Source organism: Protofrankia sp. BMG5.30 (assembly GCF_001983005.1).
GTDB classification, from domain to species: Bacteria; Actinomycetota; Actinomycetes; order Frankiales; family Frankiaceae; genus Protofrankia; species Protofrankia coriariae.
This window is the reverse complement of record NZ_MOME01000008.1, coordinates 273891-297590: the sequence shown is the minus strand read 5'-3', so window position 1 is coordinate 297590 and position 23700 is coordinate 273891. Positions and strand designations below refer to the sequence as shown.

The following is a 23700-nucleotide window of genomic DNA, read 5'->3' as shown; positions in this document are numbered from 1 at the left end:
CGTCATGGCCTCCCCACGCCTGCCCGGCCCTGTCCGCCAGCTCCTCGCCGCACTGCGCATGCTGCTGGTGCTCACCGTGCTCGTCGGCGTCGCGTATCCCCTGGCCGTCACCGCGATCGCCCAGCTGCCCGGGCTGCGCCACCGGGCGGACGGCTCGCTCGTCCGGGCGGCCGACGGCACGGTCGTCGGCTCGTCAAGGATCGGCCAGCCGTTCACCGACGCCGCCGGCCGCCCGATCCCGACGTACTTCCAGCCCCGGCCGTCCGCCGCCGGTGCCGGCTACGACCCGACCGCGACCTCCGCGTCCAACCTGGGCCCCGAGGACGTCGTCGACATGTTCGACGATCCCGCCACACCCGGTGACGAGAGCCGGCGCAGCCTGCTCACCACCGTGTGCGGCCGCAGCAGGGCCGTCGGGCAGCTCGAAGGTGTCGACGGACGGCGCCCGTACTGCACCCCGGGCGGTGTCGGCGCCGTGCTGGCGGTATTCCACCGTGATCCGGGCTTCGCCGGGCCGGTCGTGCGGGTCGTCAGCGTGAACGAGCGGTGCCCGGCGCAACCGTTCGTCGCCACCTACGAAGGCGTGCGGGTCGAGTGCGCGACGCCCGGCGGCGACTACGCGGCGGGGCAACGCGTCCTCGTCCCCGGGCCGGGGCGCGGCCGGGACAATCCGGTGCCACCGGACGCGGTGACCGCCTCCGGCAGCGGCCTGGACCCGGACATCTCCCCCGCCTACGCCTACCTCCAGGTGAACAGGGTCGCAGGCGCCCGCGGGCTGACCCCGGCAACGGTCCGCCGACTGGTCGAGGATCATGTGCGCGGCCGTGCGCTCGGCTTCCTCGGTGAGCCCAGGGTCAACGTCGTCGAACTCAACCTCGCCCTGGACAGGCTCGGCACAGGCTGACCCGACCAGGCCTGCTGTTCCGCCGGTGCCTGCCGAGGCGAAACCCGCGGACCTCTCCTCACCCGTGCTGCCCCGCCTGAGACGGCCCGTGCCAGTCGTCCCGACTCGTTCCCGTAGCCCCGGCAGCCCTGACGAAGGGAGACTGCTCTGTGCTGGAGGCTGTATTTGCCAACGGAACCTCCGCGGAGGCGTCACCATGCTCCTGGCACCGGTCCTGGCACTGTCGCCGCTGTCGTTCCGGCCGCTGTGGGGTGCCTCGGCCGGCACCGGCGCGCGGGACGGTGCGGCATGACCCGCGTCCTGATCGTCGACGACGACACCCAGATTCTGCGCGCGTTGCGGATCACCCTGCACGCCCGAGGGTACGAAGTCATGACCGCGACATCGGGACGGCACGCGCTCGCCGCCACCACGTCCGGACGGCCCGACATCATCCTGCTCGACCTGGGCCTGCCCGACATGGACGGGGCCGAGGTCATCCACGCCCTGCGCAGCTGGACGACAACGCCCGTCATCGTCCTGTCCGGCCGTGCCGGCAGCACCGACAAGGTCGGCGCGCTCGACGCGGGCGCCGACGACTACGTCACCAAGCCTTTCCGCGTCGACGAACTCCTCGCCCGGCTACGCGCGGTGGCCAGGAGAACCTTGAGCGCAACAGAGGCTCCTCTGACAACGATCGGCGACTATACGATCGATCTGACCGCCCGACGGATCACCAGGCTGGCCGATCATCGGCGCGACCGTGCTTCCGCCGCGCCCGAGCCCGCTCCCCGTGCCACACGGCCGGCCGGGAAGGCCCGAGAGACCGCGGACCCCGAGCCACCGGCCAACCACGCCGACCGGCCTGAGGGTCTGGCCACCGTCCGCCTCAGCCCGACCGAATGGCACCTGCTCGAAGTACTGGTGCGCAACCCCGGAAAACTGCTCACCCACCGCCAACTCCTCCCTCGCACTGGCGGCCCCTCCCCGAAGGAACACAGCCACTACCTGCGCGAATACATGGGACGACTGCGCCGCAAGCTGGAGCCGAACCCGGCACGCCCCCGCCATTTCATCACCGAGCCCGGCATGGGCTACCGCTTCCAGCCATGACCAGCGCGGCCATGGCCCGTCCCGCCACCGCGGGCTTCCGGACAGCGCCTTCAGCGCCTTTACCAGCCGCGCCACCTACCGGCCGCCGCACCGCCTGACCGATCGCGGACAGCCCCGACCAGTCCGGACTGTCCTCCATGAGGCCGGCACCGGTCCGGCTCCGCGGATCGCGGGCAACCCGGCATGTTGCGGACCACGCCATACGTCACACGCAGAACCGGTTTGACACCTACTACACACAGCCCTACTTTGAAACAAATGATTGTTTACCTATCCGAGCCCACATCCGGCCCGCGACATCGGCAACCGGGCCAGCCAGTGGCGACGCCGACGAGAAGGGCACTCGCATGACCCAGTCCATCCCGGCGACCAAACTCGCCCCCACCGAGCCCGCCCCCACCGAGCCCGCGCAGGACGAGCCTGCCCAGGACGAACCTCAGTACCCCCTCGCCCCATCCGCGGTCGACGCCTCGGTGTACACGGATCAGGCGCGCTACCAGGGGGAACTCGACCGGATCCTGTCCCACGCCTGGTTCCCGGTGTTTCCGTCCGCCGACGTGCCAAAGCCCCGCGACTACGTCGTCTGGAACCAGCTCGGACAGTCAGTAGTGATCATCCGGCTTGACGACGGCTCGGTGTCGGCCTGGCACAACGTCTGCCAGCACCGCGGCGCGCTTCTCGTCGAAGGCTCCGGACGCTGCTCCAACGGACGGTTCACCTGCCCGTGGCACGGCTTCGTCTACGATCTTGAAGGCAGCGTCCGCCAGGTACCGCTGCGTGAGTCGTTCGACCCGGCACAGTTGGCCGGGCTGCGGGCGCCGGCGGTCAGGGTGGTCGAGTGGTCGGGCTGGATCTGGCTGACGCTCTCCGACACGCTCCCCGACCTGCTGGAGTACCTCGACACGATCGGCGAGGAGCTCGCCGGCTACCGGCTCGACCGGTTCGACACCCGGTTCCGCGTATCGGTCACGCTCACCGCGAACTGGAAAATCGTCGTCGACGCGTTCAACGAGACCTGGCACGTCCCGTTCACGCACAAGTCGACCCTCTCCGGGCTGGTTCTGTGGCGCGATGCCAGCCTGAAGATCAGCTCACCGCACTCCTGGATGACGCTGCCGATCCGCGGGTTCACCGACAAGGTCTCCAACAGCGATCATCGGCAGACCCATCTGTGCCACTATCTCGCGTTCCCGAACACGATCTTCAGCTGCTTCCCCAACCACCTGCAGATGTGGACCGCCTGGCCGGTTGCGCCGGACAAAACCGTCCTCAACGCCTACCAGCTCGTCGGGCCCACCCCGGACGGCCTGAGCGACGCGAAGTGGGAACAGCACAACGAGCGGGACTGGAAACACTTCCTCGACGTCCTCGCGGAGGACTCCGAGGTCATCAACAACTTCGCGGCGCTGGCCCGGTCGAAGGGATTCCGCCGCAACATCTTCAACACCGCCGAGAGCAGACTGACCGCCTTTCACGACGAAGTCGCCAAACGTCTTCGCTGATCAGGAGAAAGAAATGATCACAATCAGGGTCGATCGGGACGTCTGCCAGGGCTACGGCAACTGCGTCCTCGCGGATCCGGAGATCTTCGACGTGGACGACGACGGACTGGTGGTGCTGTCGCGGGCCACCGTCGCCGACGAGCGGCTGCCCGCCGTCCGCCGCGCGGAGTACGACTGCCCGAGCAAGGCCATTCACTTCACCGAATAGGCCGGTGCCCGTGGCACCGCGTCCCCGTTCACCGGTGGCTTCAGGCCGGATTTTCAACCCGTTCGCTGTTTTCCGTCGCACCGGGTCGTATCCGCCCCGCACCGCTTCTCCGACCGGTGGACTGTTTCTCCCGCTTGGGAGACGAGGTGCGGGGACGCAGGCGTGGCGACCCTCGCAACGGCCTGGACCGGACCGGGCGGATCCCGGTCCGGTCACTGACACGCCGCCTGTTGTCCGCTGGACGTACGAAGGATCCGGGCTAGAGTCCCATCTCCTTGGCAATGATGCTGCGCTGGATTTCGCTCGCGCCGCCACCGACCATCGCGTGCTTGGCCTCACGGAAATAGCGTTCCATGTCGAACTCCGGAAGCTGCGCGTATCCACCCAGCGCCTGCATGCCGTTGAACGAGGTCCTGAAGGCGACGTCGGCGGCGAACACCTTCGCCATCGACACCTCTTTCAGAGCGCGCTCACCGCGCGCCATCTTCGTCGCGGCGTTGTAGACCAGCAGCCGCGCGGCCTCCACCTCGCACTCGTTCTCCGCCATCCGGTGCTTGAGGACCTGGAACGACGACAGCGGCCGGCCGAACTGGGTGCGGTTCCTGGTATAGGTGACGGTGTCGTCGAGCRCTGTGCGGGCGTTTCCCACGTAGGAGGCCGCCAGGCTCAGACGCTCGTACTCCAGGTGTTCGCCGATGTAGCCCCAGCCGTTGTTCACCTCACCGATCAGGTTTCCGGCGGGGRCGTGGACATCCGTGAAGAAGATCTCCGTGGTGCCGAGGCTACGGCGGACGATCGTGTTCAGCTTGCGTATGTCGACGCCGGGCGCGGTGTTCGGCACCAGGATCAGGCTGAGGCCTCGGTGCCGCTCGGGGCTGGTGCGCGCGAGGACGGTGATGACGGTGTCCGGCAGGTGCGCTCCGGAGCAGAAGACCTTGTTCCCGTTGAGCACCCAGTGATCGTTGTCGAGGACGGCCCGCGTCTGCACCGCCGCCGCGTCCGAGCCGGCCCCCGGTTCGGTGATCGAGACGCTGAACTTCGTCCTGCCGGCGAGGAAGCCTGGCAGGTACTGCTCGCGCTGCTCGGCCGTGCCGTGGTTGGCGATGTTCGTCGCGGTGAACATGGAGGTCATCACGCACGCGGCAAAGTCGAGGCTGAACTTCGCCATGGCCTCACAGAAGATCGCGTACATCACCGGGTCGGCGTCGAGCCCGCCCTGCTCCTCGGGGATGAGCAGCCCCAACCAGCCCCTGTCCGCAATCTTCTGGTAAGCCTCGTCGGGAAACTCCCGGGACTCGTCGTGCTTGYGGATGTACTCCCGCCCTACCTCGCGCTCCATGAACGTGTGCAGTGTGTCTCTCCACAGCTGCTGTTCCTCGGTGAGTCTGAAGTCCATCCCTGCACCCTCCGTCAGCACCGCGGGCCCATATCTGTCTGTTGACCACGTTAATCGACCATGCTAGAAAAAAACAAGTGATTGTTTTTGAGCTCTGACCTGGGAGATCGATACAGTCACCGGCCCACCACAGGCATTGGAGACGCCCCATGACCGGTGTGCTCACATGACGCTCGATCAGACCTACCGCGGCCTGCGGGTACTCGACCTCAGCGAGAACATCGCGGGCCCGCTCGCCTGCCTGATCCTTGCCGATCTCGGCGCCGACGTCGTCAAGGTCGAACGTCCGGGCAGCGGAGAGGCCACCCGCAGCCTGCCGCCACGCTGGGGACCGGAGAGCAYGGTGTTTCTCACCGTGAATCGAAACAAACGCAGTGTCGCCCTGGACATCGGCACCCCGGCCGGCCGCGACGCGGTGCTGCGGATCGCGGCCAGCACCGACGTCGTCGTCGAATCGTTCCGGCCCGGGGTCGCGGACCGGCTCGGGCTCGGCTTCGACGACTTCCGCCGGGTCAGCCCCCGCGTCGTGCACTGCTCGATCAGCGCCTTCGGTGAGGGCCCGCTCGGGCACGACCGTCCCGGGTACGACGCGATCGTGCAGGCCTTCACCGGCATCATGGAGATGACCGGTGACGCCGACGGCCGCCCGGCCCGCGCCGCGCCGTCCGTCGTGGACGTCTCCACCGGGCTCTGGGCGATCACATCGATCCAGGCCGCGCTCGCCCGTCGCACCGACGGGAGCGAGGCCCAGCAGCTGGAGATCACCCTGGTCGACAGCGGGTTCTTCCTGCTCTGCCACCAGGTCATGGGATTCCTCGGAACCGGTGGGTTCCCCGGCCGTCTCGGCTCGGCCGCCCCGAGCACCGCTCCCTACCAGGCCTTCCGCACCGCGGACGGCGCGATCATGATTGCCGCCGCGACGGACCGGCTGTTCGAGCGGCTCTGCACGGCCCTCGACCTTCCCGTACTCCGGGACGACCCACGCTTTCGTACCGTCGCCGACCGGGTGCGTGCGCGCGACGCCCTGACAGCTGCCATCGAGGAGCGGCTGGGCACCGCGCCGTCCGAGCACTGGCTCGAGCGGATCTCCGCCGCCGGCGTTCCGGCGGGGCCGGTCAACGACCTGGCCGCCGCCCTGGCACATCCGGTCACCCGCGAGCGCGCCCTCGTCCGCGATGCCGAGCCCCTCGGCGACGCGCTGCGCACAAGCGGGCTCAGGCAGCTCCGGCTGCCGATCGACACCGACGGCTCATGCGCGATGCGCGAACCGCCCGCGCTCGGCCAGCACACCGCGGAGGTACTCGCCGAGGTGGGCATGCCCCCCGACAAGATTCTCAATCTTGCCCCCGACTCGATGACGGAAGCGACGGTGTCGCCACTATGACCGGCTCAACCACAACGACCGGCTCGAGCGCTGCCCAGCGTCGTGACGCTCTGGAGGCGCGCTACCCCCGCTGGATACCCCGCACGACCGCCCAGCTTCTCGATCTCTTAGCCACCGAACATCCTCAGCGGCCACTCGTTCTCGGCGACACCAGGTCCTACAGTTACGGCGACATCGCCGACTGGTCGAGACGGCTGGCCGCCGGGCTGATGGCGATCGGGATCCGGCCGGGCGATCACGTCGCCGTGGACATGGCGAACCTGCCCGAGGTCGTGGCCCTGAAGTTCGCGGTGGCCCGGGTCGGGGCGGTGTCGGTATCGATCAACTTCCGGCTGCGGCACGAGGAACTGAGCTACGTGCTGCGCCAGTCCGACAGCGTCGTCCTGATCACGATGGACCGCTTCCGCGACCTGGACTACCTCGACGCCCTGGACCGGATCGCCCCGGGCTGGGAGAGCGGGGCGGGCGGCAGCTCGCTGCCCCAGCTGCGGCACGTGTTCGTGCTCGGCACGGACGGCGAGCCGGCCCGCGGCCGGCCGCTGAGCGAGCTCGTGGAGCTCGGCCGTGGGATCAGCGAGGAGGATGTGCGGTCACGCACCGTGGCAGCCGATCCCGACGCCGTCTCCGACCTGCTGTACACCTCGGGCACCACCGGTGCGGCCAAGGGCGTGATGCTCCAGCACGACGCCGTCCTGCGGACCGCGTACGCCAGCGCCTACACCCGCGCCTTCGAGGACGGCCGGCGGATCCTGTTCGCGCTGCCGATCTACCACGTCTTCGGCTACGTCGAGGGCCTGATCGCGGCGCTGTTCGTCGGCGGGGCGATCTGCCCGCACGCGACGTTCGACGCCCAGCAGACCCTGCGGGACATCGCCCGCCACCGTATCGACGAGCTGATCTGCGTCCCGGCGATGACCAGTATGGTGCTCGACGCGGCACGGACCGGCGACCACGACCTGTCGTCGCTGCGGACGATGTTCTCCTCCGGGGCCGCGCACTCCGCCAGCATGTGGGCCGACATGCTCGAGGTGCTGGGAGTCGATGAGATCTTCACCGCGTACGGTCAGACCGAGACCACGGCGTCGACGACGTGTACCCGGCCGGGCGATCCTCTCGACCGGCTGGCGAACACGAACGGGACCACCAAGCCGGCGGGTGTCGCCGGTGCCGCCGATCTCGGTGGCACGCTCGCCGTCTACCGGACGGTGCACTCCGAGACCGGTGCGGACATCCCGGCCGGCGAGGTGGGCGAGCTGGTGGTCCGCGGCCCGRTCGTCACCCACGGCTACTACAACAAGCCCGCGGAGACCGTGGCGCTGTTCACTCCCGACGGGTGGATGCGCACGGGCGACCTCGGCCGCATCGACGAGCAGGGCTATCTGATACTGACCGGCCGCAAGAAGGAGTCCTATCGCTGCGGCGGGGAGCTGGTGCTGCCCGGYGAGGTGGAACGGGTGCTCACCGACCACCCGGGCGTGGCAGCCGCGCACGTCGTCGGGATCCCGCACGCACGGATGGGTGAGGTCGGGTGCGCCTGGATCGTGCCCGGCCCGGGGCGGCCCACGCCGGACGAACTCGTCGCCTACTGCTCGAGCAGGCTTGCGCGCTTCAAGGTCCCCGACGCGGTGCTGTTCATCGAAGAGGACGAGATCCCGGTGACGGCCACCGGCCGGGTGCAGAAGTTCATGCTGGCGGAGCGGGCGGTGGCCCTGCTGGCCCAGACCGCACAGGCAGATCAGGCTGCACAGACCGCGCCTGACGCTGCCCGGCCGGCCCCGGTGGGGTCGGTGTGAGCGACCCACGGATCGTCATCGTGGGCGGCGGGCTGGCAGCCGTCCGCACCGCCCAGAGCGTGCGTGACCTGGGCCACCGCGGCGAGGTGCGCATCCTCTCCGCCGAGACGGAGCCGCCCTACGACCGTCCCCCGCTGTCCAAGGAGTACCTGCTCGACGCGCTGCCGGACGATGCCATCCGTCTTCTCGGCCCGTCCGACTACCGCGCTCTGGGGATCGAGCTTGAGCTCGGCCGGCCCGTCATCGCGCTGGACACCGTGGCCCACACGGTGGCTGTCGCTGGCGGGCCGGTGGTCCCCTACGACCGGCTTGTGATCGCCACCGGCGCCCAGGCGCGGCCGCTGGACGCTGTCACCGGCCGCACGGCGGCGTTCGCGCTGCGCACCGCCGCCGACGCCCGCAGGCTGGCGGCCGTGCTGCGCGACGGGCGGCGGATCGCGGTGATCGGCGGTGGGTTCATCGGCCTGGAGGTCGCCGCGACGGCGCGCGCGCGAGGCTGCGCGGTGACGGTGATCGAGGCCCAGCCCGCGCCGCTGCTGGGCGCGGTGGGCCCGCTGGTCGCGGACTGGCTGCAGGCGCGGCACAGGGCACACGGCGTCGAGTTCCGCTGCGGGGTGACCGTCGCCGCCGCGGGGGCCGCGCCGGACGGCGGCGAACGGCTCAGGCTCTCCGACGGGTCGGTGCTCGACGCGGATGCCGTCGTTGTCGGCGTGGGGGTCGTACGCGATGTCGGCTGGCTCGCCGAGGCCGGTCTGGAAGTCGCCGACGGCCTCGTGTGCGACCTGGCCGGGCGGACGGACGCGCCGGACGTGTTCGGCGCGGGAGACGTCGTCTGTCATCGCACCGAGCACGGCCTCGTCCCCGTCGGGCACTGGACCGCCGCGGGAAACAGCGCCCGGCGCGCCGCGCACACGCTGCTCGGCCTGCCCGCTCCGAACCTGCTCGACGACGGGTTCTTCTGGTCGGATCAGCTCGGGCTGCGGCTACAGTTCGCCGGCCGGGCCGACGCCGGCAGCGAGTTCGTCGTGGTGGCGGGTGACATGGCCGCCGACTCGTTCGTCGGGCACTTTCTCGCCGAGGGCCGGGTCAGCGGTGTGTTCGCCGTCAACAACCCTCGCCAGTTCCTGCGTAGCCGCAAGGAGCTGCGCGCGGCCCAGGAATCCACCACCGTCAGGGAGGTCCTCCGATGACCGTCGCCCACGAGCTCGACGCCGCCGCCCGCCAGGAAATCATCGAGCTGTACGCGCAGTACACGCACGCCTTCGACGACAACAGCCCGGAGGACCTCGCGGACCTGTTCACCGACGACGGGATCTTCGTACGCGACGACGCTGAGCCGGTGCACGGCCGGGCCGCGCTGGCGGAGCTGGTCCGCGGCGTTGCGGCCCGGGGAGCGGGCAGCCGGCATCTCGTTTCCTCGGTGGTTGTGGAGCCTTCGGCCACCGGCGCCTCGGGCAGCGCGTACGTGCAGGTCATAAGCATCGACGCGGACGCGGTACGGCTCGTCGTCATCGGCCGCTATCACGACGAGTTCGCTCGTTCCGAGGGCCGCTGGCGGTTCCGTTCGCGCCGCTTCACGTCGTTCACCAGCGCCGGGCTGACGGGCGCGACCATCGCGGCCGCGGCGGAAGCGGGCTGATCCGACGGGCCTGACAACAGACCTGCCACCGTCTGCCGAACCAGCGGGACGGCGTCGAGGAAGCGCCGGGGCAGCTCAGTCGAGGAAGATCGACAGCCGGAGGCGCGTTCGGGCACGGCGCCTCCGGCGCACAGGTCGGATACCCAACGTGCCGCGCACGCCATGCGACGGATGCGGGCTGAAGAGCCGGCGTTCACCCGTAGAAGACGGTCAGCCACGTATCGGAACCGGCCCGCTCGACATACAGTAAACGCTACGAAACCACGATGGTCGCCACGAGCGCAACCTGTCGGAGGGGGGATCCTGTCGTTCGCGATCGTCATCCCCTGCGAGGGACAGATCGGCGAAACAATTGTTTGTTGAATAGGTCACATCATCGGTACCAAATGACCGTTTTGACTGTTTGTGAAACGGACAAGACGGACAATTTTTCCAGTTCTCCGGCGATATTGGATCGACGCGACCGTACGATCGGATCTGGATCAGGACTTCGGGGAGGCGCACGGGTGGCTAAGCAGCGGGAACTACGGGTGACCAGGCAGCGGGAACGCGGCACTCGAGCGGCATCGGGGCCCGTGTCGGCCGAGCTCATCGAGCGGGAGGCCATCCGCCTGTTCGGCGAGAGGACGTATCCGGTCGTCGGGATGCGGGACATCAGCGACGCGGTCGGAATCCTGCCCGGCAGCCTGTACGTCCACATAAACAGCAAGGAAGACCTGCTGATCAAAATTGTCGAACGGGGCATCCGAAGCTATCTGGACGCCATCGCGCCGATAGCGGAATCAGAACAGTCCGCAACGATTCGACTGCGAAAAGCGATCAAAGCGCACATGCTGGTCCTCGCGACCGCCCTCGAGCAGACGCGGGTGAGCTTCCACCAGTGGACCTACCTGAGCTCCGAGCACAAAGAACGCGTCATCCTGATGCGGCAGCGCTACGAGGAGCTCTTCAGCAGAATCCTGAACGACGGCATCAGCTCCGGAGAGTTCCGGGACCTCAGCAATCCCCGCATCGCCGTGCTCGCCCTGATAGGCATGCTGAACTCGGCGACGGAGTGGTACTCCCCCACCGGCCCGCTCAGCCCCGAGGCGCTCAGCGAGGTCCTCGCCGACAACGCTCTGATCGGACTACAGAAATGACCGCCCGCCGGCATCACCCCGATCCGGAGAACTGTTCGCGCAGCTGCCGCTTGAGGACCTTGCCGTAGGCGTTGCGCGGGAGCGACTCCACCCACACCACCCGCTTCGGCACCCGGTAGCCGGCCAGCCTCGTCCGGCATGYGGCCAGCACCGCGTCGCTGTCACGGCTGTCGTTCGCCGACACCAGTACGGCGGTCACCGCCTCGCCCCAGATCCGGTGTGGCAGCCCGATCACGGCCGCGTCCTTCACCCCCGGCAGATCGACAAGCACGTCCTCCACTTCACGGGCATAGACGTTCGACCCACCGGTTACGATCATGTCCTTCTTCCGGTCGACGATGTACAGATAGCCGTCGCCGTCGAGGTAGCCGATGTCGCCGGTGTGCAGCCAGCCGCCGGCCATCGTCCGCGCGGTGTCCGCGGGGCGGCCCCAGTACCCGCTCATGGTCTGGGGAGCGCGCGCCACGATCTCCCCGGCCGCACCGTCGGGCAGGGTCGCCCCCGCGTCGTCGACGATGCGCAGCTCGACCCCGGGAAGCACCCGCCCCGCCGAACGGACCRGCGGCGAATCAAGATTCCCCAGCGCGTGCAGATGGTCCTTCTGGTCGAGAACCGTGAAGAACATCGGTGATTCCATCTGGGCAAACGACTGGATCAGACGCCCGGCGAAGACCTCCGTCGCCTCCCGCATGGTCTCCGGGTCGATCGGGGAGCCCGCGTAGTAGAGCCGGCGCAACGAGGCCGGAACCGTCCAGTCCGGCGGCCGCGCGTCCAGCAACATTCTGATCATCGATGGCACCATGAACATCCCGGTGACGCCGTGCTCGGTGAGCAGGCGCAGGGCACGCCCGGCGTCGTAGGAGTGGCACAGCAGACTGTGGCCGCCGAGCAGCAGCGTGGGCAGGAGCAGGAAGCCCGCCCCGTGCGTCAGGGGAGCAACGTGCAGCGTGACCTCGTCGTCGCCGAGCCCGAGCACCCGCACCGCGGTCTCGGCGATGCTGAGCCAGGAACGGTGACTGAGGACGACCGCTTTCGGTGAGCCGGTCGTGCCGCTGGTGTACATCAGGCTCGCGGGGTCACCATCGGCCCGCGCGACCGGCCGCGCAAGCGGTTCGGCGCGGGCGGCCAGCGCCGTCAGCCCGGAATCCGCGTCGTCCCGCGCGTCGGCGTACACGATCGTCAGCCCGGGCAGCCGCGACGGATCCGGGAGCCGGTCGCTGAACTCGCTGGTGGTCACCAGCACCCGGCTTCCCGAGTCGGTCAGCATGTGCAGGTAGTCCGCGGGCGTCAGCCGGACGTTGAGGGGGACGGCGACCAGCCCGCCCGCCGTGGCACCGAGATACGCCTGGACGTACGCGTGGCTGTTGTGGAGCAGCAGCGCGACCCGGTCGCCGGGCTCAAGACCGAGCCCGAGCAGTCCGCCGGCCACCGCGGCGACGCGTTCGACCAGCTGCGCGTAGGTCGACGTGGTGGCACCGACGGCATCGTCGAGATCGGTCAGGCAGGGCCGGTCGGGATGCCGCCGGGCGGCATCCCAGAGGACCTGGGCCGCCGTGATCTGATCGCCGTCAGCCATAGCGATGAGACTAGGAAACACGGCACGTCCGGGGATATGGAGAATCCATGAAAAACGGGGACCAGTATTAGGAGCCTTCTCCAAGATCGAGGTGGTGCCGATGCCTGACGCCAGTGGCAGTCTGCTGGTCACGACCGCGCAGCGGCTTCGCCAACGCACCGACGATCTGGTCGAACGACAGCTGAGCGCGCTTCGGACGCTGCGTTCCTACGACCGGGTGCCCGACGACGACCTTCGCCGGTCGTGCCGACGCAACGTCGCCCGGGTCGTCGCGGTCCTCGAGCGGCGCGACCAGCTACCTTCGGAGATCGAGGAGGACGAGCGGGCCTCCGGCCAGCGCAGGGCGTTACAGGGCATCCCTTCCGAGGACGTCGTCGAGGCATACCGCAGGGTGCTCAGTGTGCTGCGCGACGCGTTCATCGAGGAGGCGGTGGCGGCCGGGGCCGACCCGTGGGCCGTGCTCACCGGGGCCCGGCAGCTGTGGGACCTCACGGACCGCTTCAGCAGCGTCCTGGTTTCCGCGCGCCAGCAGGTGGAGATCGACGCCGCCCGTCGCGACGAGCGCCACCGGATGGCGTTTCTGCACCGCATCCTCACCGGCGGAGTCGACCCCGCCGAGCTTGTCGAGGGCGGCGCGATACACGGCATCCTGCCCGACCGGGAGTACTGGGTGCTGCGCTGCCGGCAGCGCCCGGACGGGGTGCAGCGACTGATCCGGCAGCTGGAGTCGGCCGGCATCGGCGCGGGCTTCCGGCCGCTGATCACCATGTTCGACGACGACGTGGTGGGGATCAGCGCGATCCGCCCCGTCCCGTACGACGACGCCGTGATCKCGGTTGCCGGGCCGGTGACGCTCACCGGTGTCCCGCAGGCGTTCGCCGAGGCCACCCGGGTGCTCAATGTCGCCGTGCGCTACCGCCGTACCGGTGTCGTGGACAGCTCCTCGCTGTCGGTACGGGCCGCGGTCGARCAGCAGGGCGAACTCGGCGAACAGCTGTTCCGTCGTTACATCACCCGCCTGAGCGGCCGGAGCGGAAGCGCGTCGGCCGAGATACTCGAGACCGTGCAGAGCTACCTGCGCGAACGTCGGTCGGTGGCAGCGGTCGCACGGGCACTGTCGATCCACGAAAACACGGTGCGTTACCGACTGGAGCGATATCAGACGATCACCGGCGCCGACCTCGCCGACACGGACGCCCTCGTCGAGGTCTGGTGGGCGCTGGAGTACGCCAGCATCCGGCCGACGGGCCCCGGCGCGTAGGCCGCGTCCGAGGGTCGCTCGGTTGACGGGCGGGCACCACCATGGAAACCTTGCAACAAACAGTTGTTTGTATCGGAGGGCGACAATGATCGACGGAGCCGTCGTGGTGGATGCCGTGGTGCATCCCTACAACCTCGCCCCGGCGAACCAGAACCCCAAGGCCCGCGATCAGCTCGAGGCGGTCTATGGCGCGCACGTCCTCGCGACCGACCAGAACCGTCCCGAGTACCTGCTCACCCACGACGAGTTCTTCTCCGACTTCCCCTTCGAGGCGATCGCCGACTCGCTGTTCGTCGAGAGCCCGGTCGACCTCGCGGTCATCCACGCGCTGCCCAACCTCGGATTCGCCCGCGGCCACGTGACCGCGCCCGAACGCGCCGCGGCGTTCCGGGACCGCTACCCCGACCGGTTCCGGCTGTTCGCCACGGTCGACACCCCGATCACCGACGCCGCCATCACCCAGCTGGAACAGCAGGTCACCCAGTTCGGTGTCGACGGGCTGAAGCTGTATCCCGCCTTCTTCTACGACGATGTCGGCAGGGGCTGGCGGCTCGACGACGCCGACTACGCCACCCCGCTACTGGAAGCCGCCCGCGACCTCGGCATCCGCAACGTCGCGGTGCACAAGGCACTGTGGCTGCCACCCGCCCCGCGCAGCGCCTTCAGCCTCGACGACCTGAATCTCCCGCTGGAACGGTTCCCCGACATCAACTTCCACGTGGTGCACGCGGGCGCGGCCTTCCTCGAGGAGACCGCGACACTGCTGCGCCGGCACCGCAACCTCTACGCGACCCTCGAGTCCGTGTTCGCCTACGTGGTGGTCAGGCCGCTCGTGTTCGCCAGGATCCTCGGCACCCTGCTGCGGGCCTGCGGCGCCGACCAGCTGCTGTTCGGCAGCGGCTCCAACCTCTCCCACCCGGCTCCGCTGCTGGCCGCGTTCGACGGTTATGAGCTGCCGGACGACCTGGTGGCCGAGCACGGCTATCCCCAGTTGACCGCCGAGGACCGCCGCAGGATCCTCGGCGGGAACGCGCTGCGCCTGCTCGGCCTCGAGGCAGCCACCGTTACCAGCCGCGTCGCGGACGACGAGTTCGCCCGCGAGCGCCTGCGCGGCGTGGCCCGGCCCTGGGGACAGCTACGCACGGGCACGACAGCGGTACGAGGATGAGCCGCCGGGCAGGGCGTGCGCACAGTCGTCCTCCGAGGAACGGGGACGACGGCGCGGCGCGGAGCCGACGGAGCGGATCGGGGGTCCTGTGAACCGCACGGAGACGGCGGCACCCGCCGAGGAGCGGATCCGCGAGGCGCTGCGCTCGGTCCCCGAGCCGTGCGGCCTGCTCATGCGTACGCCGATCGACATCTGCGAGATGGGGCTGGTCGACGAGATCGAGTGCCGCGCGGGGAACGTGCGGGTGGTGCTCGTCCTCACCGACACCTCCTGTGTGCACTTCTCCGGCCTGAAGCGTTACATCACCGATGTCCTGACCGCGCTCCCCGGCGTCGAGTCCGTCGAGGTCACGGTGTCGAYGACCCAGCTGTGGACGCCGGACCGCCGGCAATCGGCACCGGGCTCGCCGCACCCGCCCTGAAAACGGACCGCCCGACGACGCAYCGCGCACCGCCGGCCGGCGCGGCCRCAGCCGGGAGGCCCCGTGCTCCGCTCCGTACGGGATCCGGGTTCACGGAACACCTCGCTTGTGGGCACGCGGCACCCCTGCTAATGTTGAACAAACAATTGTTTCGGAAAGGGTAAAAATCATGGCATATATCACCCCGCTATTGGACGACTACGCGAAGAAATACCAGAACATCCGCCTCGAACGCAAAGACGGAATCTTAGAACTGACCGTCCACAGCGAGGGAAAGAGCCTGGTGTGGACGTCCAATGCCCACGACGAGCTGGCCTACTGCTTCGCCGACGTCGCCTGCGATCCCGAGAACAAGGTTGTCATCWTCACCGGCGCCGGCGACTCGTTCTGCTCGGAGATCGRCTTCTCGAGTTTCAGCCTCTCGACCGCGATCGACTGGTCGCAGATAATCTTCGAGGGCCAGCGGCTGCTGAACAACCTGCTCGACATCGAGGTTCCGGTGATAGCCGCTATCAACGGCCCGGCCACCATCCATCCGGAGATACCGGTCCTGTCCGACATCACGATCGCCGCGGACACCACCACGTTCCGGGACTCCCCGCATTTCCCGTCGGGCATCGTCCCCGGTGACGGGGCGCACGTGACATGGACGCACGTGCTCGGGCCGCAGCGCGGCCGCTACTTCCTGCTCACCGGCCAGGAGCTCGACGCCCACCAGGCGCTGGACTACGGCGTGGTCAACGAGGTGCTCCCGGCCGAGCAGGTCCTCCCCCGCGCGCGCGAGATCGCCGAGAACATCGCGGCCAAGCCACCGCTGGCCCGCCGCTACACCCGGGTGGCGCTGACCCGCGAGCTCAAGCGGCTCATGCACGAACAACTCAGCCTGGGCCTCGTCCACGAGGCGCTCGCCGCGCTGTCGCTATGAGCAGCACGACGCTCTCCGGTTTCAACCGYCTCAGGCGGTACTTCGAGGACTTCGCCGTCGGGGATGCCGTGCGCACCCCCGGCCGCACCGTCGACATCGGAGACATCACCACCTTCGCCGGTCTGACCGGGGACCACTACCCGTTGCACGTCGACGAGGAGTACGGCCGCACCACCCGCTTCGGCGGCCGTATCGCGCACGGCCCGCTCACCTTCGGCTTCGCGGTGGGGCTCGTCGCGCTCTCGGGCTTCCTCGGCGAAGCGATCGTGGCCTTCCTGGAGTGCCAGCACCTGCGTGCGCTGGCGCCTGTGCATCCGGGCGACACGCTCCAGGTGCACGCGAAGGTCGTCGAGAGCGAGACCGGCAACAACGCCAGATACGGGACGCTGCGCCTCGACTACAGCGTCATCAACCAGAAGGACGAGGAGGTCATGCAGTTCCGCATGGTCCTGCTCGCCCGCYGCCGGCCACCCGTGGAGAACAACGGTGCCTGACAGTGATCCCGCTTCCGATGCCGCGCCGAGCGCCCTTCCCGACCGCGGCTCGCCGGAGGAGGCCGTTTTCGTCGGTCTCGGTGAACTGCCGTCCGGGCGGTACCCGGACCGCCCGTTCATGGGGCAGCTCGTGCATGCCGCGGTCGCCGCGGTCCGCGACGCCGGGCTCACCGTGCCCGACATCGACACCATCCTGCTGATCCCGTGCCTGCACTCCTTCGCGGACCAGGCTGATCTGATCTTCTCACGGCTCGTCGAGGAACTGGGGCTGCACGGGCGGGCCAAGAGCAGCTTCATGCTGCACTCCGGCGGATCCACCAGCGACAACACGATCCGTTCCGCCGCGGGGCTGATCGCCAGCGGGCACGCGCGCAACATCCTGATCGTGCAGTCCGAGAAGTGGGGCTCCGCGCCGGTCGGCGAGATGATCGACATGCTCACCGCCAACGGCATCCCCCGCGAGTGGGAGAAGCTCTCCGGGCTGACGTTCAACGCCGTGGGAGCACTCATCACATGTCGTTACATGGCCGCGAGCGGCTCCACCGCGGCGGACATGGCGTCGGTCTGCGTGGCGCTGCGCGAGTGGTCCCGGCTGAACCCCAACGCGATGTACAGGGACAGGACGCTCACCGTCGACCAGGTACTGAACTCGAAGATGGTGACCGACCCGCTGCACGCACTCGAGTGCCCCATGCTGGCCGACGGGGCCGTCGCGTTCGTCATGACCAGTGCCGAGAACGCCCGCCGCGCCGGTAGGGACGCATGGGTGCGCATCGCCGGATCCGGCGGCTGCGTCTCCCACTACAGCATCGGCCAGGAGGCCGACCTCGCCGTGCTCGGCTGGGCGAAGGCCGGGGTGGACGCGTACGAGCAGGCCGGCTGGGGCCCGTCGGACGCGGATCTCGCCGAGGTCTACGACTCCTACGCCGCAGTGCTCACCAGCGGCCTCGAAGGGCTCGGGCTCGCGCCGAAGCACGAGGCGGCCCGGATGTTCGCCAGCGGCGAGTTCTCACCGGGCGGACGGCTGCCGGTCAACACCAACGGCGGGCTGCTGTCCGCCGGCCACACCGGGGTCGGCGGCGGCAGCGCGCTGCTGGCGGAAGGGGTACGCCAACTGCTCGGCAGGGCAGGCCCCGAACGCCAGGTAGCCGACGCCACCCGGGCGGTCTGCGGCGGCACCGGCGGGACCTACATGGACAGCCAGGTACTGCTGCTGGAGGGGGTGACCCGGTGACCGAGACCGGCATGGAAGCGCTCACGGATCCGTATTACGAGGCCCTGAAACGCGGTGAACTCGTCGTCCAGCACTGTAAGGCGTGCAATCACAACATCATGTACCCCCGTCATCTCTGCCCGTTCTGTTACGAAACAGACCTGAGCTGGGTCCCGTCGTCCGGCAGGGGTGTGCTGCACAGCTTCGYGGTACAGCGGTTGGGGCCGCCCAGCGGATTCGAGAACGACCTTCCCTACGCGGTCGGTGTCGTCAAACTCGACGACGGTGTTCAGCTGCTCGGCCGGCTGTGGCCCGACCCCGACGGCGAGTGGAGCGGCTATTCCTGTGACGGCCGGGTCGAGTTCCACGGCGCGGACGCCGCCGAAATCGCGCGCCGGCCCGTTCCCTGGTTCCGCCGGGCCGACTGAGAATCCGGGATTTCCGCCCGCCCCGTGCCGGTCCGCGGCGGTCCGGAAACCGCGGGCCGGTATTTCGCCGGCGCGGACGTTGGACAGAACCGGCGACGCTGACCGGCAGGGCTGACCGGCCAGCCTGACCGGCGAGAAAGGGTGCGCTCATCATGGGCAAGGTACGGATCATCGGTGTCGGTATGATCCGCTTCGGACGGGATGTGCACCGCGGTGAGCGGGCCATGGTCGAGGAGGTCGTCGATCTCGCGCTGAAGGATGCGGGGATCACCGCGTCCGACGTGCAGCGCGTCTTCTCCGGCAACGCGGCCGCGGGCCTGGTGTCCGGGCAGGAGATGATCCGCGGGCAGGTGGCGCTGCAGGGCACCGACCTGGCCGGGGTTCCCCTGGTCAACGTCGAGAACGCCTGCGCGTCCAGCAGTTCGGCCGCCAACCTGGCGTTCGAGGCCATCCTGTCCGGTCGCTGCGACGTGGCGCTGGTCATCGGTGTCGAGAAGCTCTCGCACACCGAGAGGTCCCGGGCCTTCGACGCCCTGCAGGGAGCCACCGACGTGTCGGCCGTCTCCCCCGCGACGGACGGGCCGGCCACGAACTCCGTGTTCGTCGACGTCTACGCCCAGGAGGCCAGGAAGTACCTGGCCGAGTACGGCGCGACGGTCGCCGATCTCGCCGCGGTCGCGGTCAAGAACCGTCGGCACGCCTCGCTCAACCCGCTGGCCCAGTTCCAGAAGCCGCAGACCGTCGAGGAGGTGCTGGCCGGGCGCGTGATCGTCGACCCGCTGACCCTGCCGATGTGCTCTCCGACGACGGACGGAGCCGCCGCCGTCGTGCTGTGCTCGGACAGCTACGCCCAGCGGCTGGATCGGGCCGGGTGCGAGATACGCGCGACCCGCCTCGCCGCCGGTGCCGGGCCCGGCTCGCAGCCGGTGGCCGTCGCCGTGGGCGCGGCGTTCGACGACGCCGGCCTCGGGCCCGACGACCTCGACGTGCTCGAGCTGCACGACGCCGCCGCGCCCGCGGAGATCCTCCAGTACGCCGACATCGGCCTGTGCGCGCCCGGCGAGGGGCACCTGCTCGTGCGCTCCGGCGCCACCGCCATCGGGGGGCGGCTGCCGGTGAACGTCAGCGGCGGGCTGCTCAGCCGCGGGCATCCCATCGGGGCGACGGGCTGCGCGCAGCTCGTCGAGATCTACGACCAGCTCACCGGACGGGCCGGCGGCCGGCAGGTCGAGGGGGCCCGGGTGGGCATGGCTGTGAACGCCGGCGGCTGGCTGGCGGGTACCTACGCGGCCGCGGTCGCGACCATCCTTGAGAAGGCGGCCTGACAATGGGCAAGCGAGTCGATCTGGAGACCCTTTTCCACGAACGGGTGGCCGACGGGGTCGTGGTGGTGACACTCAATCGTCCGGAGCGCGGCAACGGCGTCGTGCCGGAGCTCGTCCGCGACCTGCTGGCGGCGCTGACGACGCTCGAGGCCGACCGCACGGTGCGCTGCCTGGTCCTCACCGGTGCCGGCCGGCAGTTCTCCGCCGGCGCCGACCTGAAGGCGATGCGGGAGTACATCGACCACCGGCTCGCCGTCGAGCAGGAGCCCTACAACGCCCGGGTGCTCTTCCCGGTCACCCAGCGGGTCGTCGCCTCGCGGCTGCCGACGATAGCGGCGATCAACGGCGGCGCCACTGCGGGCGGGCTCGATCTCGCCCTGGCCTGCGACCTGCGGATCGCCTCGACAGCGGCCAGGCTGGGCGAGACCTACATCAACATCGGGCTGCCGCCCGGCAACGGCGGGACGTGGTTCCTGCCCAGGCTCCTCGGCTCCGGCCTCGCGGCCGAACTGGCCCTGACCGGCGAGCTGCTCGACGCCGCCCGCGCGCTCGAGATCGGGCTGGTCAACCGGGTGGTCGAGCCCGACGAGCTGATCCCGGCCGCCGTCGAGCTGGCCTCGAAGATCGCGGCGAAGTCCTGGCGGGCCGTCGAGGCGACCAAGCAGGCGCTGCGCTCGACCTGGCAGGTCGATCTCGCCACCGCGATGACGACCAGCTACTGGAGTGTGGCGGCGCTGCACCACGGCCCCGACCTGTCCGAGGGCATCGACGCCTTCCTGCAGCGCCGTCCGCCCGTCTTCAACCGCCCGGCCAGCCCCTGACGGAAACACCCGCGCCAACTGCCCACGCACACGGCGAGGCGGTTTGGAACCGGCCTGAAATCCCAGATCACCCGCTGGGAGGAGCGGCGGGGACCGGGTGCTGGACGGACCAGGCGGCAGGCAGGGTCAGAACCATCGTGAGCCCGCCGCCGGGGGTGTCGTCGGTGACGAGGGAGCCGCCCATGGCCTCGGCCAGTCCGCGGGAGAGAGCGAGGCCGAGCCCGACGCCGGTGGTGTTGTCCCGGTCGCCGAGGCRCTGGAACGGCTGGAAGACCCGGTCCCGGTTCTCCGCCGGGATACCAGGCCCACGGTCGATGACCCGCAGCTCGACCCTGTCCTCCAGCGCGCTCGCGGTGATGACGGGATGGGTCCCCGCCGGGGAGTGGCGCAGGGCGTTGGCGGCGAGGTTGACCACGATCCGCTCCAGCAGCGTGGGGTCGGCGTAGATGTCGGGCAGGCCGTCCGGCACCTGGATCTCCACCGTCCGCCCGGGCGGCCCGAGCTCGTCGAGGGCGTGCGGGACGACGTCGTCGAGACCGGTCTGGCGGGGGAAGACGCTGAGCACGCCGGCCTGCAGCCGGCTCATGTCCAGCAGGTTGTCGACGAGCCGGGTGAGCCGGTCCATGGACTCGTCGGCGGTGGCCAGCAGCTCCGCCTGTTCGTCCGGCGTCCAGGTGACGTCCCGGCTGCGCAGGCTCGTGACGGCCGCCCGGGCCGAGGCCAGCGGTGAGCGCAGGTCGTGGCTGACCGCGGCCAGCAGGGCGGTGCGCACCCGGTCCGCCTCGGCCAGCGGCCCGGCTTCGGCGGCGGCCTCGGCGAGCCGGCGCTGCTCAAGGGCGAGCGCGGCCTGCACGGCGAACGCGGCGAGTATCCGGCGATCCGCGGCCGGCAGTGGGCGTCCGCGTAGCACCAGGGCGAGGTTGTCGCCGACCGGCACGTCCACGTCGCCCTCCTCGGGGCGCGTGCACGGGTCGAGGCCCACGCTGTGGACGGCACGCCAGCCACGGCCGCCCGGGAGCAGCGGCCTGTCAGCGTCCGCGGCGGTGGCTGTCCGCGCGGCACCCGCTCCCCCGCCGCTCCGCGCGTTCTGCCCGTTCCGCGCGTTTCGCGTGTTTCGCTCGTTCTGCTCGTTCCGCGTGCCGGGCCCGCTCTGCCTGCTGTCGTCCGTGCGCTCGAGGAGGGTCGCGGCCGTCATCCCGAACGTCTCCCGGACCCGTTCGAGCAGGGCCGGCAGCGCGTCCTCACCACGCAGGACGCTGCCGGCGAGCACCGACAGGGTGGCGGCCTCGGCGGAGGCCCGCACCGCCTGGGTGTACCGGCGGGCGGCAAGGTCGACCACCCTGCTGACCATGATCCCAACGAGGACGAAGGCGACCAGCGCAAAGACATTGTTACGTTCCGCTATCGTCCAGCGGTGGTGGGCGGCGAAGAAGTAGTAGTTCAGTAGCAGAGAGCTGGCGACCGCGGTGAGCAGCGCCGGCCAGAACCCGCCCACCAGCGCGGTGACCACCACCGCCAGCAGGTAGACAAGGACGTCGGTGGTCACGTTGAGCGAGCCCCGGGAGTTCGCGAGCCCGATCGTCAGCAGCGGCAGGACGATCGCGGCCATCGCGGTCGCGATCAGCCGGCGCCGGGGCCGCAGCCCGTGGGCGCGGCGCGGCAGGCGCCATCCCCGGCCGGCCTCCTCGTGGGTGACCATGTGGACGTCGATCGACCCGGACAGTTTCGTGGTGGTGACGCCGATCCCGGGGCTGAGCACCTGGGCGAAGCGTCCCCGCCGACTGGCCCCGAGCACCAGCTGGGTGGCATTCTCCGCGCGGGCGAAGTCCAGCAGCGCGGCCGGGACGTCGTCGCCGATGACGTGGTGGTAGGTACCGCCGAGGTCTTCCACCAGCGCCCGCTGGCGGGCCAGCGCCCGGGGGTTCGCCCCGGTCAGCCCGTCGGAGCGGGCGACGTGCACCGCGAGCAGGTCGGCGCCCTTGCCGCGGTCGGCGATCCGGACCGCCCGGCGGATCAGCGTGTCGCCCTCGGGCCCGCCGGTGAGGGCGACAACGACCCGCTCCCGGGTCTCCCAGGTGCCGGATATCCCGTGTTCGGCCCGGTACCGGTCGAGCTGTTCGTCAACCTTGTCCGCTACCCACAGTAACGCGAGCTCCCGCAGTGCGGTGAGGTTGCCCACCCGGAAGTAGTTCGACAGCGCCGCGTCGATCTTCTCGGGGGCGTAGATGTTGCCGTGGGCCATCCGCCGGCGCAGCGCCTCCGGCGCCATGTCGACCAGTTCCACCTGATCTGCCTGGCGGACGACATCATCGGGCACCGTCTCCCGTTGCGCCACCCCGGTGATCGTCTCGACCACGTCGTTGAGCGACTCCATGTGCTGGATGTTGACGTTGGAGATGACGTCGATGCCCGCGTCGAGGAGCTCCTGGACATCCTGCCAGCGCTTCGCGTTACGGCTGCCGGGGACGTTGGTGTGCKCGAGTTCGTCGACGACCGCGACCGCGGGCCGGCGCGCGAGCACGGCGTCGACGTCCATCTCGGTGAACGTCGAGCCACGGTAGGAGATCTCCTGGCGCGGGACGACCTCCAGCCCGTCGAGCAGTGCGGCTGTCCTGGGACGGCCATGGGTCTCGACGAAGCCGACGACCAYGTCGGTGCCCCGGTCCCGACGCCGGTGCGCCTCGTCAAGGGCGGCGAACGTCTTGCCCACGCCCGGCGCCGCACCGAGGTAGACCCGCAGGGTTCCCCGACTCACGACGTCCATCGTGCGCCGTCCTCCCCATCGTGGCCATACCCGCGCCAGACCCCGTACCGGCGGCGGGCGGGCACCGGTACGGAATCAGGCGGGCCGGCCAGGGTGTGGGGCGAGGCCGGCCGGAACACGTCCCGCGGCTCCGAGCACAAAAATTATGATGTACCGCCCTTTGCTACTTTGACATTTCAAATTAATACGTTAGACGTTTCAATGACCTGGAACGGTTCATACGGTTACACCAGCAGCATTGGCGATC

Annotated in this window: 21 protein-coding genes; 18 read left to right on the top strand and 3 right to left on the bottom strand. The window is 69.7% G+C overall.

Annotated features, from left to right (window positions below):
• Nucleotides 1–4: 4 nt before the first annotated feature.
• The 4 genes from BL254_RS04830 (at nucleotide 5) to BL254_RS04815 (ending at nucleotide 3706) form a co-directional block, all read left to right on the top strand.
• A complete protein-coding gene (locus BL254_RS04830) occupies nucleotides 5–904 on the top strand; it encodes a potassium-transporting ATPase subunit C (protein WP_047221976.1) in 900 nt (299 codons plus the stop codon).
• 288 nt (nucleotides 905–1192) lie between these two features.
• Nucleotides 1193–1996 (top strand): response regulator, encoded by an 804-nt coding sequence (locus BL254_RS04825; RefSeq protein WP_047221900.1) that lies wholly within the window; start codon nucleotides 1193–1195, stop codon nucleotides 1994–1996.
• Nucleotides 1997–2343: 347 nt separating this feature from the next.
• Nucleotides 2344–3498, top strand: coding sequence for an aromatic ring-hydroxylating dioxygenase subunit alpha (locus tag BL254_RS04820; RefSeq protein WP_047221901.1), 1155 nt, complete (start codon nucleotides 2344–2346; stop codon nucleotides 3496–3498).
• Between the two features lie 13 nt (nucleotides 3499–3511).
• The gene (locus BL254_RS04815; RefSeq protein ID WP_013874210.1) at nucleotides 3512–3706 is read left to right on the top strand and encodes a ferredoxin; all 195 of its coding nucleotides are present in this window, start codon (nucleotides 3512–3514) and stop codon (nucleotides 3704–3706) included.
• A 259-nt stretch (nucleotides 3707–3965) separates the two neighbouring features.
• Here BL254_RS04815 and BL254_RS04810 read toward each other — a convergent pair whose 3' ends face one another.
• Complete coding sequence (locus BL254_RS04810) at nucleotides 3966–5102, bottom strand: acyl-CoA dehydrogenase family protein (protein ID WP_076842624.1); 1137 nt, start codon at nucleotides 5100–5102, stop codon at nucleotides 3966–3968.
• A gap of 166 nt (nucleotides 5103–5268) precedes the next feature.
• On the opposite strand from BL254_RS04810, the gene BL254_RS04805 reads away from it, so the two are divergent.
• From BL254_RS04805 to BL254_RS04785, 5 genes are all read left to right on the top strand, one after another.
• The gene (locus tag BL254_RS04805; RefSeq protein WP_076842623.1) at nucleotides 5269–6486 is read left to right on the top strand and encodes a CaiB/BaiF CoA-transferase family protein; all 1218 of its coding nucleotides are present in this window, start codon (nucleotides 5269–5271) and stop codon (nucleotides 6484–6486) included.
• Nucleotides 6483–8279: an AMP-binding protein gene (locus BL254_RS04800; protein ID WP_076842622.1), complete on the top strand. Its 1797-nt coding sequence runs from the start codon at nucleotides 6483–6485 to the stop codon at nucleotides 8277–8279. The genes BL254_RS04805 and BL254_RS04800 overlap by 4 nt, the downstream gene beginning before the upstream one ends.
• Nucleotides 8276–9469 carry an NAD(P)/FAD-dependent oxidoreductase gene (locus BL254_RS04795; protein ID WP_047221905.1) on the top strand — a complete coding sequence of 398 codons (1194 nt, stop codon included), beginning with the start codon at nucleotides 8276–8278 and terminating at the stop codon, nucleotides 9467–9469. Before BL254_RS04800 ends, BL254_RS04795 begins: the two co-directional genes overlap by 4 nt.
• A complete protein-coding gene (locus BL254_RS04790) occupies nucleotides 9466–9918 on the top strand; it encodes a nuclear transport factor 2 family protein (protein WP_052914309.1) in 453 nt (150 codons plus the stop codon). The genes BL254_RS04795 and BL254_RS04790 overlap by 4 nt, the downstream gene beginning before the upstream one ends.
• A gap of 506 nt (nucleotides 9919–10424) precedes the next feature.
• Nucleotides 10425–11057 (top strand): TetR/AcrR family transcriptional regulator, encoded by a 633-nt coding sequence (locus BL254_RS04785; RefSeq protein ID WP_047221906.1) that lies wholly within the window; start codon nucleotides 10425–10427, stop codon nucleotides 11055–11057.
• Nucleotides 11058–11070: 13 nt separating this feature from the next.
• Here BL254_RS04785 and BL254_RS04780 read toward each other — a convergent pair whose 3' ends face one another.
• Complete coding sequence (locus BL254_RS04780; protein ID WP_076842621.1) at nucleotides 11071–12633, bottom strand: class I adenylate-forming enzyme family protein; 1563 nt, start codon at nucleotides 12631–12633, stop codon at nucleotides 11071–11073.
• 100 nt (nucleotides 12634–12733) lie between these two features.
• Here BL254_RS04780 and BL254_RS04775 point away from each other — a divergent pair, with 100 nt between their 5' ends.
• From BL254_RS04775 to BL254_RS04735, 9 genes are all read left to right on the top strand, one after another.
• Nucleotides 12734–13894 (top strand): CdaR family transcriptional regulator, encoded by a 1161-nt coding sequence (locus BL254_RS04775; protein ID WP_175648282.1) that lies wholly within the window; start codon nucleotides 12734–12736, stop codon nucleotides 13892–13894.
• 85 nt (nucleotides 13895–13979) lie between these two features.
• Entirely contained in the window at nucleotides 13980–15062 is a 1083-nt protein-coding gene (locus BL254_RS04770; protein WP_047221908.1) for an amidohydrolase family protein, read from the top strand.
• An 88-nt stretch (nucleotides 15063–15150) separates the two neighbouring features.
• Nucleotides 15151–15483 (top strand): metal-sulfur cluster assembly factor, encoded by a 333-nt coding sequence (locus tag BL254_RS04765; RefSeq protein ID WP_076842619.1) that lies wholly within the window; start codon nucleotides 15151–15153, stop codon nucleotides 15481–15483.
• 169 nt (nucleotides 15484–15652) lie between these two features.
• Nucleotides 15653–16408, top strand: a complete 756-nt coding sequence (locus BL254_RS04760) for an enoyl-CoA hydratase/isomerase family protein (protein WP_076842618.1) — start codon at nucleotides 15653–15655, stop codon at nucleotides 16406–16408.
• Nucleotides 16405–16902 carry a MaoC/PaaZ C-terminal domain-containing protein gene (locus BL254_RS04755; RefSeq protein WP_076842617.1) on the top strand — a complete coding sequence of 166 codons (498 nt, stop codon included), beginning with the start codon at nucleotides 16405–16407 and terminating at the stop codon, nucleotides 16900–16902. Before BL254_RS04760 ends, BL254_RS04755 begins: the two co-directional genes overlap by 4 nt.
• A complete protein-coding gene (locus BL254_RS04750) occupies nucleotides 16895–18136 on the top strand; it encodes a thiolase family protein (protein WP_076842616.1) in 1242 nt (413 codons plus the stop codon). The genes BL254_RS04755 and BL254_RS04750 overlap by 8 nt, the downstream gene beginning before the upstream one ends.
• Nucleotides 18133–18543, top strand: a complete 411-nt coding sequence (locus tag BL254_RS04745) for a Zn-ribbon domain-containing OB-fold protein (RefSeq protein ID WP_076842615.1) — start codon at nucleotides 18133–18135, stop codon at nucleotides 18541–18543. Before BL254_RS04750 ends, BL254_RS04745 begins: the two co-directional genes overlap by 4 nt.
• Before the next feature lie 152 nt (nucleotides 18544–18695).
• Nucleotides 18696–19868 carry a thiolase family protein gene (locus BL254_RS04740; RefSeq protein WP_047221912.1) on the top strand — a complete coding sequence of 391 codons (1173 nt, stop codon included), beginning with the start codon at nucleotides 18696–18698 and terminating at the stop codon, nucleotides 19866–19868.
• Between the two features lie 2 nt (nucleotides 19869–19870).
• Nucleotides 19871–20689, top strand: a complete 819-nt coding sequence (locus BL254_RS04735) for an enoyl-CoA hydratase/isomerase family protein (RefSeq protein WP_047221913.1) — start codon at nucleotides 19871–19873, stop codon at nucleotides 20687–20689.
• 67 nt (nucleotides 20690–20756) lie between these two features.
• On the opposite strand, the gene BL254_RS04730 is transcribed toward BL254_RS04735, so the two are convergent.
• Nucleotides 20757–23453 carry an ATP-binding protein gene (locus BL254_RS04730; RefSeq protein ID WP_076842614.1) on the bottom strand — a complete coding sequence of 899 codons (2697 nt, stop codon included), beginning with the start codon at nucleotides 23451–23453 and terminating at the stop codon, nucleotides 20757–20759.
• Between the last annotated feature and the right edge of the window lie 247 nt (nucleotides 23454–23700).

Coding starts and splice junctions, on each gene's coding strand:
- BL254_RS04790 (WP_052914309.1), top strand. CDS start 9,466: ATGACCGTCGCCCACGAGCTCGACGCCGCCGCCCGCCAGGAAATCATC.
- BL254_RS04830 (WP_047221976.1), top strand. CDS start 5: ATGGCCTCCCCACGCCTGCCCGGCCCTGTCCGCCAGCTCCTCGCCGCA.
- BL254_RS04770 (WP_047221908.1), top strand. CDS start 13,980: ATGATCGACGGAGCCGTCGTGGTGGATGCCGTGGTGCATCCCTACAAC.
- BL254_RS04735 (WP_047221913.1), top strand. CDS start 19,871: ATGGGCAAGCGAGTCGATCTGGAGACCCTTTTCCACGAACGGGTGGCC.
- BL254_RS04820 (WP_047221901.1), top strand. CDS start 2,344: ATGACCCAGTCCATCCCGGCGACCAAACTCGCCCCCACCGAGCCCGCC.
- BL254_RS04740 (WP_047221912.1), top strand. CDS start 18,696: ATGGGCAAGGTACGGATCATCGGTGTCGGTATGATCCGCTTCGGACGG.
- BL254_RS04825 (WP_047221900.1), top strand. CDS start 1,193: ATGACCCGCGTCCTGATCGTCGACGACGACACCCAGATTCTGCGCGCG.
- BL254_RS04815 (WP_013874210.1), top strand. CDS start 3,512: ATGATCACAATCAGGGTCGATCGGGACGTCTGCCAGGGCTACGGCAAC.